Raw genomic sequence first — 14,260 nt, 5'->3', positions numbered from 1 at the left:
CTTGCTCAAGATATGACCAGCGAGAGGCGCAAGCAGCTGATCCACAGCGACTTTTCCCCAATGGCGGGGCCAGCGTAAAACTTTCCACAATGGCTGTGGGGCGAATCTCGAGGAAGCTGTGGACAAGCTGTACCCAGATCGCTGGAGGCCGCGCACGGCGCGCTGTTCTTGTCTCAGTACGCTTTTTGATCAAATGGTGAGAGTGGCGTCGTTACTGGCTTGCAGCGGATTTCCCGACGAGTTTTCCACATCGGCTGTGCAGCGTTCTGCCAGGAACTTGTGGGCGGGTTGTGGATGGATTGCTGCGAGCCCCGCTCCCTCTGGCTCCCGTGAGGTTGATCAATATTTGTCCAGGGCCGCGAGGGGAGGCTGCCTATAATTTACCCACGCCGGGCAGAAACCCTGGGGGCGGGAGATTCAGCATGTCCAGTTACTCGGTGGAACAGATCCGCACCGTGGCCCTGGTCGGTCATGGTGACAGCGGCAAGACCCTGCTTGCCGAGGCGCTGCTGCAGCACGCCGGAGCAATCCCCAGCATGGGCTCGCTGGAGCGCGGCGACACCCTCTGCGACTCCGACCCCATGGAGCGCGAATACCACCACTCCCTGGCCGCCGCACTGGCGCACTTCGAGCACGCGGGCGCGCACATCCGCCTGGTCGACACTCCCGGTTATCCCGACTTCATCGGCCACGCGTTGCCGGCGCTGGCCGCGGTGGAAACCGCGCTGGTGGTGGTGAACGCGCAGAACGGCATTGAGCTGTCCACGCGGCGGATGATGGACTGGGCCGGCGAACGCGGCCTGTGCCGGATGCTGGTGGTGAACAAGATCGATGCTGAACGCGTTGACCTGCCGGCCCTGTTGGCGGGTTTGCGCGAGTCGTTCGGCAAGGAAGTACTGCCGCTCAATCTGCCCGCCGGGGGCGGTGCACGGGTGGTGGATTGCTTCTTCAATCCCGACGGCGAGGCTGACTTCTCCTCCGTGGCCGAGGCGCACCAGGCGCTGGTGGACCAGGTGGTTGAAGTGGATGAGGCGCTGATGGCGCATTATCTGGAGGAAGGCGAGGTGGCGCCCGAGGCGCTGCACGAACCCTTCGAGCGCGCGCTGCGCGAAGGGCACCTGATTCCCCTGTGCTTCGTTTCCGCACGCAGCGGTGACGGTGTACCCGAGCTGGCCGATATTCTTGCGCGCCTCGCGCCCAATCCCTGCGAGGGCAATCCGCCGCTGTTCCTGCGCACCGACGACAAGGGCAGGGAACACCCGGTGACCTGTCAGCCGGACCCCAAGGCCCATGTGCTGGCCCACGTGTTCAAGGTGGTGATCGACCCCTTTGTCGGCCGCCTGGCCGTGTTCCGCGTGCACCAGGGCACGATCCGCCGGGAAATGCAGCTGTTCGCCGGCGACGGACGCAAGCCGTTCAAGGTCGGCCACCTGTTGCGCCTGCAGGGAAAGAAGCATGAGGAGGCGCCGTGGCTGATCCCCGGAGACTTCGGCGCGCTGACCAAGGTCGACGAACTGGAGTACGGGGTGGTGCTGCACGACTCCCACGATGAGGACCATATCCATCTGAAGCCGCTGGAATTCCCCGAGCCGATGCAGGGCCTGGCCATCGAGGCGAGCCGCCGCGGCGACGAGCAGCGCCTGGCGGAAATCCTCCAGCGCCTGCAGGCCGAGGACCCGTGCGTGCGCCTGGACTACAACGCCTCGACCCAGCAGACCGTACTGCGCGGTATGGGCGAGATGCACCTGCGCTACCTGCTGGAACGCATGGCCGGACAATACAAGCTGGAGGTGCACACCCGCGCGCCCGCCGTGCCCTACCGCGAGACCGCCAGCCGCGTGGCGGAGGGCCACAGCCGGCACAAGAAGCAGACGGGCGGAGCGGGGCAGTTCGGCGAGGTGTACCTGCGCGTCGAGCCGCTGCCGCGTGGTGAGGGTTTCGCTTTCGTCGATGCGATCAAGGGCGGGGTGATTCCCGGCAACTTCATCCCCTCGGTGGAAAAGGGGGTGCGCTCGGCGCTGACGGCCGGGCCGCTGGCCGGCTTCCCGGTGGAAGACGTCAAGGTCACGGTGTTCGACGGCAAGAGCCACTCGGTGGATTCCAAGGACATCGCCTTCCAGGCCGCCGGGCGCAAGGCCATGCTCGATGCCCTGCGCAACGCCGGTGGCGTCGTGCTGGAGCCGGTGATGCAGATCGATGTGACGACGCCCGAGGCGCATCTGGGCGACATCACCGCCGATCTCACTGGCCGCCGGGGCCAGGTGCTGGGTACCGAGTCGTTATCCACCAGCGTGGCGTTGGTGCGCGGGCAGGTTCCGCTGGCGGAGCTGGACGGCTATGCCAACCGGCTCAAGTCCATCACCGCCGGCCAGGGGCTCTACAACCTTTCCTCCAGCCATTACAGCGCCGTCCCACAGGACGTGCAGCAGCGCCTGTCCAGTGGCTACAAGGCAACCCCGGAAGAAGACTGAGCGAATGTGGATAGTTGTCGCAGGCAGGTGTCGCAAAGGCCCATGCCTGTGCGCTTTCACGCGTCTCCACAGCAGTCCTGCATGTCTGCTGAAAGCCACGTGGCATGCGGGTTGCAGGCGGGATCGAGGCGGCCAGGCGGTTCGGCCGGAGGTGTCTCCGACCTGGTGTCGGGATACCTCCGGCCTGTGGATAACTCAGTGGGTAACGTGTGGGACGGATGGGGGCAGCCTGTGATCAGTACTCGATCACCACGTCGCCCTTGGGCACGCTGCAGCAGGACAGGATGTAGCCTTCGGCGACGTCTTCGTCGGTGATCCCGCCGTTGTGCTCCATCTCCACCTCGCCGGAACGCTTCATCACCTTGCAGGTGCCGCAGATGCCCATGCCGCAGGCCTTGGGAATGTGCAGGCCGAGCTGGGCGGCGGCGGCGTGGACAGTCTCGCCCGGCGCCACGCGGATGCTCTTGCCGGTGTCGCAGAACTCCACGAGGTTCTGCTCGGCCAGCGGCACGGCCGGCGCTTCGGCGGCCTCGGCGGCCAGTTCCTTCACGTCGGCGCGGACTTCCGGCGGGGTCGGGCCGAAGGCTTCCTCGTGGTAGCGCGACATGTCGTAGCCCTCGGCTTCGAGCAGGCGCTTGACCGCGTGCATGTAGGGCGTCGGGCCGCAGCAGAAGACCTCGCGTTCGAGGTAGTCCGGGGCCATCAGCTGCAACATGGCCTTGTTCAGGAAGCCCCGGTAGCCAGCCCAGGATTCGCCCATCTCGTACTTCTCGCAGACCAGGTACAGCTTGAAGTTGTTGATCCGCGAGTTCATGTGCTCCAGCTCGCGGTGATAGATGATGTCCTTGGGCGTGCGCGCGCTGTGCACGAAGACCATGTCGACGTTGGCGTTGGTGTCGAAGAACCAGCGCGACATCGACATCACCGGGGTGATGCCGACGCCACCGGAGAGGAACAGTACCTTCTCGGCCGGGAAGTCGATGGCGTTGAAGTTGCCCACTGGCCCGTGCACCGGGATCTGGTCGCCCTCCTTGAGGTTGTCGTGCAGCCAGTTCGACACCTTGCCGCCGGGTACGCGCTTGATGGTGATGGAGAAGCTGTAGGGCACCGAGGGCGAGCTGGAGATGGTGTAGGAACGCATGATCGGCTGGCCGTCGATCTCCAGCTCCAGGGTGACGAACTGCCCCGGCTTGAAGAAGAACATGATCGGCGCGTCGGCCATGAAGCAGAAGGTGCGCACATCCCAGGTTTCCTGGATGGCTTTCACGCAGCGCACCAGGTGGCGGCCGTTGGCCCAGGTCTGGGTGTTGACCGGGTTGAGGAAGGTGTTCGTCGACATGCTGTCTCTCCGCGCACGCGGGCCGTGCTGGGCCTGATGGGGCAGCGCCGGGGCCTGCTTGTCTGCGTCGCGTGGACATAGAAAGCACGGCGCCTGTCGGCATGCCTGATGGGGCGGATTGTGTGCACGAGGATGCCCGCTGCATTTACCTGCCAGCGACATTTGCATGCTTATCGCGACCTGCCGCCTGGCACGTGCCGTTGCGCGTCGGGAAATGATCTGGCCGTGTCGCCCATGGATAAGGGTATTCCCGGGTCGCGGCCCCACACTCAGCTTCATGCCGAGCAACCCCCAGGTTGAGCGAGACGGCAGGAAACGGCGCACTCGGCGCGCCTGACACCTGCCGCAAATGCCCTGCGTGGCAAACCGTATCAGCCACTTATTTCCGCCGGCAGCCCGACCGGGCTGCGGCATGAGGACCTAGCAATGGACGTCACCACCACCCTGAGTCTGGGCGACCCGCTGGAACCGGCCCGCAAGGCCACCGCCGAGATGCTGCGCACTCGCGACCACAGCTTCTCGCTGCCGCAGCCCTTCTACAACGACGAGCGCCTGTTCCAGCTGGACATGCAGGAGATCTTCCACAAGGAATGGCTGATCGCCGGGATGACCTGCGAGATTCCCGCCAAGGGCAACTTCCTCACCCTGCAGATCGGCGACAACCCGGTGATCGTGCTGCGCGGCGCCGAGGGCAAGATCCACGCCTTCCACAACGTCTGCCGCCACCGCGGCTCGCGCCTGTGCGTCAGCGACAAGGGCAAGGTCGCCAAGCTGGTCTGCCCTTACCACCAGTGGACCTACGAGCTGGACGGCCGCCTGCTGTTCGCCGGCACCGAGATGGGCGCGGACTTCGACATGAAGGACTACAGCCTGAAGCCGGTGAACGTGAAGACCGCCGGCGGCTACATCTTCATCTCGCTGTCGGAGAACCCGCCGGCCATCGACGACTTCCTGCGTACGCTCGAGCACTACATGGAGCCGTACGACATGGAGAACACCAAGGTGGCGGTGCAGACCACGCTGCGGGAAAAGGCCAACTGGAAGCTGGTGCTGGAAAACAACCGCGAGTGCTACCACTGCAACGGTTCGCACCCGGAGCTGCTGAACACCCTGCTGGAGTGGGACGACGTTACCGACCCGCGCGCCAGCCAGGCGTTCAAGGACCAGGTCGCGGCATGCACCACTGCCTGGGACGCGGAAAAGATTCCCTACGCCCACGCCAGCTTCGGCCTGCGCAACCGCATCGTGCGCATGCCGCTGCTGCAGGGCACCGTGTCCATGACCATGGACGGCAAGCAGGGCAGCAAGAAGCTCATGGGCCGCATCCAGAACCCGGACCTGGGCTCGATGCGCATCCTGCACCTGCCGCATTCGTGGAACCACTGCATGGGCGACCACCTGATCGTCTTCACCGTGTGGCCGATCAGCGCGCAGGAAACCGTGGTCACCACCAAGTGGCTGGTGCACAAGGATGCGGTGGAAGGCGTCGACTACGACGTGGCGCGCCTGCGCGAAGTCTGGGACGCCACCAACGATCAGGACCGCCGCCTGGCCGAAGAGAACCAGCGTGGCATCAACTCCACCGCCTATCAGCCGGGGCCGTACTCGAAGACCTACGAGTTCGGCGTGATCAACTTCCTCGACTGGTACAGCGAGCGGATGCTCAACAACCTGGGCGAGGAATCCGCCCACGCGCGCCTGGTCGCCGAGAAGTAGGCCCCGCCCCATCGGCGCCCCCGTTAGCGGGGGCGCTGTCGTTACCGAGGAAGCCACGTGGACGCCATGCTCTTCTACAGCAGCTCCGCCTTCGTCACCGGCCTGGTGGCGTGGAACCTCTTCGCCTGCTGGCGCAAGCGCTGATCTCCGTCGCTGTGCTCTTTGTAGGATGGGTGGAGCGCAGCGATACCCATCGGCGCGGCCCGCGATCGCAAATTGATGGGTATCGCTGCGCTCCACGCCATCCTACGTCTCGGCTCTGAACCACCTCCTTATCTGTAATCCGCGGCTTCCGAGTCTTTGCACGGCACGCATTCCCCTGCACGACGCAAACGCTGTCGCCCATGTCGTGAGGTTGACGCTTTCGGGTCGACCCTGGTCGTTTTCGAACCGGGTCGTCTCCGGGGGCAGGGATATCCTGCCTGCAAAGCGTCGGCACAAGTCCCGGCGCGCCAAGCCTGACAAGCCTTGCCTGAATAGAGAGACGCCAAGATGAGCCCAGCCGAACTTCACGCCGACAGCATCGTCATCGATGGCCTGATCATCGCCAAGTGGAACCGCGAGCTGTTCGAAGACATGCGCAAGGGTGGCCTGACCGCCGCGAACTGCACCGTGTCCGTGTGGGAAGGCTTCCAGGCCACGGTGAACAACATCGTCGCCAGCCAGAAGCTGATCCGCGAGAACGGCGACCTGGTCATCCCGGTGCGCACCACGGCCGACATCCGCAAGGCCAAGGAGCAGGGCAAGACCGGCATCCTCTTCGGCTTCCAGAACGCCCATGCGTTCGAGGACCAGATCGGCTATGTGGAGGTGTTCAAGCAGCTGGGCGTGGGCATCGTGCAGATGTGCTACAACACCCAGAACCTGGTCGGCACCGGCTGCTACGAGCGCGACGGCGGCCTCTCCGGCTTCGGCCGCGAGATCGTCGCGGAGATGAACCGCGTGGGCATCATGTGCGACCTGTCCCACGTCGGCTCGAAGACCTCCGAGGAAGTCATCCTCGAGTCGAAGAAGCCCGTCACCTATTCCCACTGCCTGCCGTCGGGCCTCAAGGAACATCCGCGCAACAAGTCCGACGCCGAGCTGAAGTTCATCGCCGACCACGGCGGCTTCGTCGGCGTGACCATGTTCGCGCCCTTCCTCGCCAAGGGCATCGACTCGACCATCGACGACTACGCCGAAGCCATCGAGTACGTGATGAACCTCGTCGGCGAGGATGCCATCGGCATCGGCACCGACTTCACCCAGGGCCACGGCCAGGACTTCTTCGAGTGGCTGACCCACGACAAGGGTTACGCCCGCCGCCTCACCAACTTCGGGAAGATCGTCAACCCGCTGGGCATCCGCACCGTGGGCGAATTCCCCAACCTCACCGAGAACCTGCTCAAGCGCGGCATGCCCGAGCGCGTGGTGCGCAAGGTCATGGGCGAGAACTGGGTGCGCGTCCTGAAGGACGTCTGGGGCGAATAAGCCGCCTTTCCCCCTCTCCCGCTGGGAGAGGGCCGGGGTGAGGGCTGCCGGCGCTCACCCGTGAACCCCTCACCCCAACCCTCTCCCCAAGGGAGAGGGAGCCAAAAGAATTGGAGCGAAACCCCATGGCCAAACATGCCCCCGAACTGCCCATCGAAGTCGACAGCGAAACCGGCGTCTGGACCACCGATGCCCTGCCGATGCTCTACGTGCCGCGGCATTTCTTCGTCAACAACCATATGGGCATCGAGGAAGAGCTGGGCGCCGAGCGTTATGCCGAAATCCTCTACAAGGCCGGCTACAAGTCCGCCTGGCACTGGTGCGAGAAGGAAGCCGAGTGCCACGGGCTGGTCGGCGTGGAAGTCTTCGAGCACTACATGAAGCGCCTGTCCCAGCGTGGCTGGGGGCTGTTCCAGATCGAGCAGATCGACCTCGACGCCGGCACCGCCCAGGTACGCCTGAAGCACTCGGCCTTCGTCTACGTCTACGGCAAGGTCAACCGCAAGGTCGACTACATGTTCACCGGCTGGTTCGCCGGCGCCATGGACCAGATTCTCCAGGCCCGCGGCAGCGCCATCCGCACCGTGGCCGAGCAGGTCTACAGCGGCGCCGAGGAAGGCCACGACGATGGCCTGTTCGTCGTCAAACCTCTCTAACAACCCCATTCAATCGAGATTGAAAACGTAGCGAGCGAAGGGTAGGCGAGGCGGAGGCTGGATCGAAAAGCGGAGAGTAAATAAGCATTTTCGATCCAGCCTCCAACGCTGCATAACCGAGCGCAGTAGTTTTCAGAGGATGCCGCAATGGCTTTCGAGTCTATGTTCCAGCCGATCCAGATCGGCAAGCTGACCATCCGCAACCGCGTGCTCTCCACCGCTCACGCCGAGGTGTATGCCACCGACGGCGGCATGACCACCGAGCGCTACGTGAAGTACTACGAGGAGAAGGCCAAGGGCGGTATCGGCCTGGCCATCTGCGGCGGTTCCTCCGTGGTCGCCATCGACAGCCCGCAGGAATGGTGGAGTTCGGTGAACCTCTCCACCGACCGCATCATCCCGCACTTCCAGAACCTCGCCGATGCCATGCACAAGCATGGCGCCAAGATCATGATCCAGATTACCCACATGGGCCGCCGCTCGCGCTGGGACGGTTTCAATTGGCCGACCCTGATGTCGCCCTCGGGTATCCGCGAACCGGTGCACCGCGCCACCTGCAAGACCATCGAGCCGGAAGAGATCTGGCGGGTGATCGGCAACTACGCGCAAGCCGCGCGCCGCGCCAAGGCCGGTGGGCTGGACGGCGTCGAGCTGTCCGCGGTGCACCAGCACATGATCGACCAGTTCTGGAGCCCGCGAGTCAACAAGCGCACCGACGAATGGGGCGGCAGCTTCGAGGGCCGCATGAAGTTCGGCCTGGAAGTGCTCAAGGCCGTGCGTGCCGAGGTGGGCGACGACTTCTGCATCGGCATGCGCATCTGCGGTGACGAGTTCCACCCGGACGGCCTCACCCACGACGACATGAAGCAGATCGCCAAGTACTACAGCGACACCGGCATGATCGACTTCATCGGCGTAGTCGGCTCGGGTTGCGACACCCACAACACCCTGGCCAACGTCATCCCGAACATGACCTACCCGCCGGAGCCGTTCCTGCACCTGGCGGCCGGCATCAAGGAAGTGGTCAACGTACCGGTGCTGCACGCGCAGAACATCAAGGACCCGAACCAGGCCACGCGCATCCTCGAAGGCGGCTACGTGGACATGGTCGGCATGACCCGCGCGCACATCGCCGACCCGCACCTGATCGCCAAGATCAAGATGGGCCAGATCGACCAGATCAAGCAGTGCGTCGGCGCCAACTACTGCATCGACCGCCAGTACCAGGGCCTGGACGTGCTGTGCATTCAGAACGCCGCCACCTCCCGTGAATACATGGGCGTGCCGCACATCATCGAGAAGACCACCGGCGTGAAGCGCAAGGTGGTGGTTGTCGGCGGTGGTCCGGCCGGCATGGAAGCCGCACGCGTCGCTGCCGAACGCGGCCACGACGTCACCCTGTTCGAGAAGAAGGACCAGCTTGGCGGGCAGATCACCACCGCCTCGAAAGCCCCGCAGCGCGACCAGATTGCCGGTATCACCCGCTGGTACCAGCTGGAGCTGGCGCGGCTGAACGTCGACCTGCGCCTGGGCACCGGCGCGGATGCCGACACCATCCTCGACCTGCGCCCCGACGTGGTGGTGCTGGCCAACGGCGGCCATCCGTTCCTCGAGCAGAACGAACACTGGGGCGCCGCCGACGGGCTGGTGGTCAGCAGTTGGGACGTACTCGACGGCAAGGTCGCGCCGGGCAAGAACGTGCTGGTCTACGACACCATCTGCGAGTTCAGCGGCATGTCGGTGGCGGACTTCCTTGCCGACAAGGGCGCCCAGGTCGAGATCGTCACCGACGACATCAAGCCCGGCGTGGCCATCGGCGGCACCACGTTCCCGACCTACTACCGCAGCATGTACCCCAAGGAAGTGATCATGACCGGCGACTTGATGCTGGAGAAGGTCTACCGCGAGGGCGACAAGCTGGTGGCGGTGCTGGAGAACGAATACACCGGCGCGAAAGAGGAGCGGGTGGTCGACCAGATCGTCGTCGAGAACGGCGTGCGCCCGGACGAGAGCCTGTACTACGCGCTCAAGCAGGGCTCGCGCAACAAGGGCCAGATCGACGTCGAGGCGCTGTTCGCGATCAAGCCGCAGCCGTGCCTCAGCGCTCTTGATGACAACAGTGGGGGCGACGGTTACCTGCTGTTCCGCATCGGCGACTGCGTGGCCCAGCGCAACACCCACGCGGCGATCTACGACGCGCTGCGACTGTGCAAGGACTTTTAAGAGCAGCATCAGGCTGCAGGCGACAGGCTACAGGTGAGCGCTTTGCCTGGAGCCTGGAGCTTGTAGCCTGCCGCTGCGGCGAAGGTGGTTTTCCATGTTGAGCACGCTGCTTCCCATCCTCCTTTTCATCGCCCTGGCACTGGCCGCATTCGGTGCCGTGAAGCGCTTCGCGATGTGGCGCTGTGGCCGGCCCGCGCAGGTCGACTGGATCGGCGGCCTGCTGAAGATGCCGCGCCGTTACCTGGTGGACCTGCACCACGTGGTCGAGCGCGACAAGTACATGTCGAAGACGCACGTGGCCACCGCCGGCGGCTTCGTGCTGGCCGCGCTGCTGGCCATCCTCGTGCATGGTTTTGGCCTGCACAGTCGCATCCTCGGATTCGCCCTGCTGGCGGCCACCGCGCTGATGTTCTGCGGTGCGCTGTTCGTCGCCAAGCGCCGCCTCGACCCGCCGTCGCGCCTGTCGAAAGGCCCGTGGATGCGCCTGCCGAAAAGCCTGCTGATGTTCTCGGCGAGTTTCTTCATCGCCACCCTGCCGGTGGCCGGCATCCTGCCGGAAGGTTTCGGCGGCTGGTTCCTTGCAGCCATCCTCGCCATCGGGGTGGCCTGGGGGGTGTCCGAGCTGTTCTTCGGCATGACCTGGGGCGGGCCGATGAAGCACGCCTTCGCCGGTGCCCTGCACCTGGCCTGGCACCGCCGTTCGGAGCGCTTCGGCGGTGGCCGCTCCACCGGCCTCAAGCCGCTGGACCTGCAGGACCCGATGGCGCCGCTGGGCGTCGAGAAACCCACCGATTTCACCTGGAACCAGTTGCTCGGCTTCGACGCCTGCGTGCAGTGCGGCAAGTGCGAAGCCATGTGCCCGGCCTTCGCCGCCGGCCAGCCGCTGAACCCGAAGAAGCTCATCCAGGACATGGTCATCGGCCTGGCCGGTGGCAATGACGCCAACTTCGCCGGCAGCCCGTATCCCGGCAAACCACTGGGCGAACACAGCGGCGGTCCGCACCAGCCGATCGTCGCGCTGGACGGCAAGGCACTGGTGGATGCCGAGACGCTCTGGTCCTGCACCACCTGCCGTGCCTGCGTCGAGGAATGCCCGATGATGATCGAGCACGTCGACGCCATCGTCGACATGCGCCGCCACCTCACCCTGGAAAAGGGCGCGACCCCGAACAAGGGCGCCGAGGTGCTGGAAAACCTCATCGCCACCGACAACCCCGGCGGCTTCGCCCCCGGCGGGCGGCTGAACTGGGCGGCGGACCTGAACCTGCCGCTGCTGGCCGACAAGCAGCAGGCCGACGTGCTGTTCTGGGTCGGCGACGGCGCCTTCGACATGCGCAACCAGCGCACCCTGCGCTCCTTCGTGAAGATCCTCAAGGCCGCCAATGTCGACTTTGCCGTGCTCGGCCTGGAGGAGCGCGACAGCGGCGATGTGGCCCGCCGACTGGGTGACGAAGCGACCTTCCAGACCCTGGCCCAACGCAACATCGCCACCCTGGCCAAGTACCGCTTCAAGCGCATCGTCAGCTGCGACCCGCACAGCTTCCACGTACTGAAGAACGAATACGGCGCGCTGGGCGGCAACTACCAGGTGCTGCACCACACGACCTTCATCGATGAACTGGTGCACAAGGGCGCGCTGAACCTCGGCCAGAGCAAGGCCGCCAGCGTGACCTACCACGACCCGTGCTACCTCGGTCGCTACAACGGCGAGTACGAAGCCCCGCGCGCCGTGCTCAAGGCCATCGGCATCGAGGTCAAGGAAATGGCTCGCTCCGGCTTCCGTTCGCGCTGCTGCGGCGGCGGCGGCGGCGCGCCGATCACCGACATCCCCGGCAAGCAGCGGATTCCCGACATGCGCATGGTCGACATCAAGGAGACCGGCGCGGAACTCGTGGCCGTGGGCTGCCCGCAATGCACCGCCATGCTCGAAGGCGTGGTCGCGCCGCGCCCGGAGATCAAGGACATCGCCGAACTGGTTGCCGAGGTCCTCATCGAGGCCACCGAGGTGCCGGCAAAAAAGCCCTCGCTGGCGCGCCGTGAAGAAGCGGTGGAGGTGCACCTGTGAACGTCCTGCCTAGCCCCGTAGGGCGCATGAAGCCGAAGGCTTTATCCGCCGCGTCGGCCGCTTCGGCGGATAACGCTGCGCGTTATTCGCCCTACACCAGCCTGGAGCATCGAGCATGAGCGACATCCTCCGCCGCGACCCACGCGCCGAGTGGATCGCCCGCAATCGCCTGCATCCGCTGCACGCGGCCATGCAATCGGCGCAGGGCGGCGAAACCCGCTGGATGGGCCCGAACGGTGTGGTGCGCAAGAATCCCCACGCCGTCGGCTTCATAGGCCCCAATGGCGTCAAGCGCATCGACCGCTCCGGTGGCCAGCAAGGCACGGCAGGCGGCAAGCGCAGCAGCGCACCGGAAGTGGTGCAGCTGCCGCTGGTGACCATCGAGCAGCCGGCCTTCCTGATTGCCGTGGTGCCGGACATGGTCGGCGGCCGCCTCTCCAGCCACGACTGCGACCTGCTGGGCCTGGCCCGCAAGCTCGCCGGCAGCGACGGAGCGGTGCTGGCCGTGGTGTTCGGCGAGCACAAGGAAAGCGCCTTCGACGCCGCCGGGGTGGACCGCCTGCTGCAGATCGAAGGCACCGAATACGAAGGCTATGCCCCGGAGCAACGGGTGCTGGCGCTGCGCACGGCCAACAGTCAGTTCGCCCCGCGCCACTGGTTGCTGCCCGACAGCCGCAGCGGTGGCGGCGAACTCGGCCGCCGCTTGGCCGCCAGCCTGGGCGAACGTCCGGCCACCCGCGTCTGGCAGGCCGAGGGCGAACGTTGCGTCGGCCGTGCCGGTGCCGGCCAGCAGGACCTGCACCGCGAGCTGCCGCGCCTGATCCTGGCCGCCGCCGAGTGCGCCGAGCCGGTCAGTGAGACGCGCCACGAGGCTCGTGCCGTGGAACTGGAAAGCAGCGTTGCGCGCAACCTGCCGCGCATCGAGGACCTCGGCCCGGTGGCGGTGGACCCGGCGCAGATTCCCATGGCCGAGGCGGAGTTCATCCTCTCCGGCGGCAACGGCGTGAAGGACTGGGCGCTGTTCCACCGCGCCGCCGTCGCCCTCGGCGCCACCGAAGGCGCGTCTCGCGTGGCGGTCGACGACGGCCACATGCCGCGTGCGCGCCAGGTTGGCGCCACCGGCACCTGGGTCACCGCGCGGGTCTATCTCGCCGTCGGCATTTCCGGCGCGATCCAGCACCTGCAGGGCATCGGCTCCTGCGACAAGGTGGTGGCGATCAACATGGACCCGGGCTGCGACATGATCAAGCGCGCCGATCTCTCGGTGATCGGTGATTCCACGGCGATCCTCAAGGCGCTGATGGCCCTGGCCGAAGCCCATCGCAACGGAGCGGCGCGCGATGCGGCATAAGAGCAGCGACAAGCCCCAAGCCATAAGCTTCAGGCAAGAGCGGTGTGTGGCGCTGGACCATATCGCGTTCGTAGGGCGGATAAAGCCGAAGGCTTTATCCGCCATCACGGCCAAATCGGCGGATAACGCTGCGCGCTATTCGCCCTACGTCGAGATTGCAGCATGAACGACCTGAACATCGTTGCCCTGGTCTCCATCGGCGCCCATCCCGCCTCCGGTCGTGCGCGGCGCGCCGACCAGGACGCCCGCGCGGTGGAACTGGGCATGGGCCTCGCGGGGAAGCGCCTGCGCGTGGTGCATGCCGGCGATGCCGGGGAAGAAGCGTTGCGCGGTTACCTCGGCATGGGTCTGGATGAGTTGGCGGTGCTGGAACAGCCCGCTGGCGCCGACGCCCTGCCAGCCCTGGCCGCCTACCTGGGCGACAGCGATGCGCAACTGGTGCTCACTGGCACCCAGGCGGAAACCGGTGAAGGCTCCGGCATGTTGCCCTTCCTGCTCGCCGAGCGTCTCGGCTGGCCGCTGGTGGTCGGCCTGGCGGAAGTGGAGAAGGTCGAAGGCGGCAGCGCACAGGTATTGCAGGCATTGCCGCGCGGCCAGCGTCGCCGGCTGAAGGTGCGCCTGCCCTTCGTCGCCAGTGTCGACAACGCCGCGCCGGTCGCTCGCCAAAGCGCCTTCGGCCCGGCTCGCCGTGGTTACCTGGAAGCCCATGAGGTGGAAGTGGTGGAAGACCCGCTACTCGCCGACGGCAACCTGCAACCCGCGCGCCCGCGTCCCAAGCGGCTGAAGGTGATCAAGGCGAAGACCGGCGCCGAACGCATGAAGGCCGCTACCGCCAAGGCTTCCGGCGGTACCGGGCAGGTGCTCAAGGACGTCTCGCCCGAGGCAGGTGCGGAGGCGATCTTCAAGCTGCTGCGCGAGGAAGGCGTGATTCGCGTTTGAACAGGGAGCGGCCCGAAACCGATCGCGGAC

Annotated in this window: 9 protein-coding genes; 8 read left to right on the top strand and 1 reads right to left on the bottom strand. The window is 65.7% G+C overall.

The genetic code is table 11. From position 1 onward, the window contains the following. The first annotated feature begins 422 nt into the window (after positions 1-422). The gene (gene fusA, locus L6D89_RS29520; protein WP_236202006.1) at positions 423-2,471 is read left to right on the top strand and encodes an elongation factor G; all 2,049 of its coding nucleotides are present in this window, start codon (positions 423-425) and stop codon (positions 2,469-2,471) included. A 235-nt stretch (positions 2,472-2,706) separates the two neighbouring features. Here fusA and gbcB read toward each other — a convergent pair whose 3' ends face one another. Next, positions 2,707-3,810, bottom strand: a complete 1,104-nt coding sequence (gbcB, locus tag L6D89_RS29515; protein WP_236202005.1) for a glycine-betaine demethylase subunit GbcB — start codon at positions 3,808-3,810, stop codon at positions 2,707-2,709. 426 nt (positions 3,811-4,236) lie between these two features. Here gbcB and gbcA point away from each other — a divergent pair, with 426 nt between their 5' ends. The 7 genes from gbcA to etfB all read left to right on the top strand — a co-directional run bounded on the left by gbcA (position 4,237) and on the right by etfB (position 14,230). Then, positions 4,237-5,526 (top strand): glycine-betaine demethylase subunit GbcA, encoded by a 1,290-nt coding sequence (gene gbcA / locus L6D89_RS29510; protein WP_045214087.1) that lies wholly within the window; start codon positions 4,237-4,239, stop codon positions 5,524-5,526. 492 nt (positions 5,527-6,018) lie between these two features. Continuing rightward, a complete protein-coding gene (locus L6D89_RS29505) occupies positions 6,019-6,996 on the top strand; it encodes a dipeptidase (RefSeq protein WP_236202004.1) in 978 nt (325 codons plus the stop codon). Positions 6,997-7,121: 125 nt separating this feature from the next. After that, positions 7,122-7,652 carry a DUF5943 domain-containing protein gene (locus tag L6D89_RS29500; protein WP_236173749.1) on the top strand — a complete coding sequence of 177 codons (531 nt, stop codon included), beginning with the start codon at positions 7,122-7,124 and terminating at the stop codon, positions 7,650-7,652. Between the two features lie 147 nt (positions 7,653-7,799). Then, positions 7,800-9,875 carry a dimethylglycine demethylation protein DgcA gene (dgcA, locus tag L6D89_RS29495; protein WP_236202003.1) on the top strand — a complete coding sequence of 692 codons (2,076 nt, stop codon included), beginning with the start codon at positions 7,800-7,802 and terminating at the stop codon, positions 9,873-9,875. 94 nt (positions 9,876-9,969) lie between these two features. Continuing rightward, on the top strand, positions 9,970-11,940 hold the full coding sequence (gene dgcB, locus L6D89_RS29490) for a dimethylglycine demethylation protein DgcB (protein ID WP_236202002.1): 1,971 nt from the start codon (positions 9,970-9,972) through the stop codon (positions 11,938-11,940). A gap of 115 nt (positions 11,941-12,055) precedes the next feature. Then, on the top strand, positions 12,056-13,291 hold the full coding sequence (gene etfA, locus L6D89_RS29485; RefSeq protein WP_236202001.1) for an electron transfer flavoprotein subunit alpha: 1,236 nt from the start codon (positions 12,056-12,058) through the stop codon (positions 13,289-13,291). Positions 13,292-13,453: 162 nt separating this feature from the next. Beyond that, entirely contained in the window at positions 13,454-14,230 is a 777-nt protein-coding gene (etfB, locus tag L6D89_RS29480; RefSeq protein WP_236202000.1) for an electron transfer flavoprotein subunit beta, read from the top strand. Positions 14,231-14,260 lie beyond the last annotated feature (30 nt).

It is taken from the genome of Pseudomonas pseudonitroreducens, assembly GCF_021603645.1.
GTDB classification, from domain to species: Bacteria; Pseudomonadota; Gammaproteobacteria; order Pseudomonadales; family Pseudomonadaceae; genus Pseudomonas; species Pseudomonas pseudonitroreducens.
This window is presented reverse-complemented; position numbering and strand designations above follow the sequence as displayed.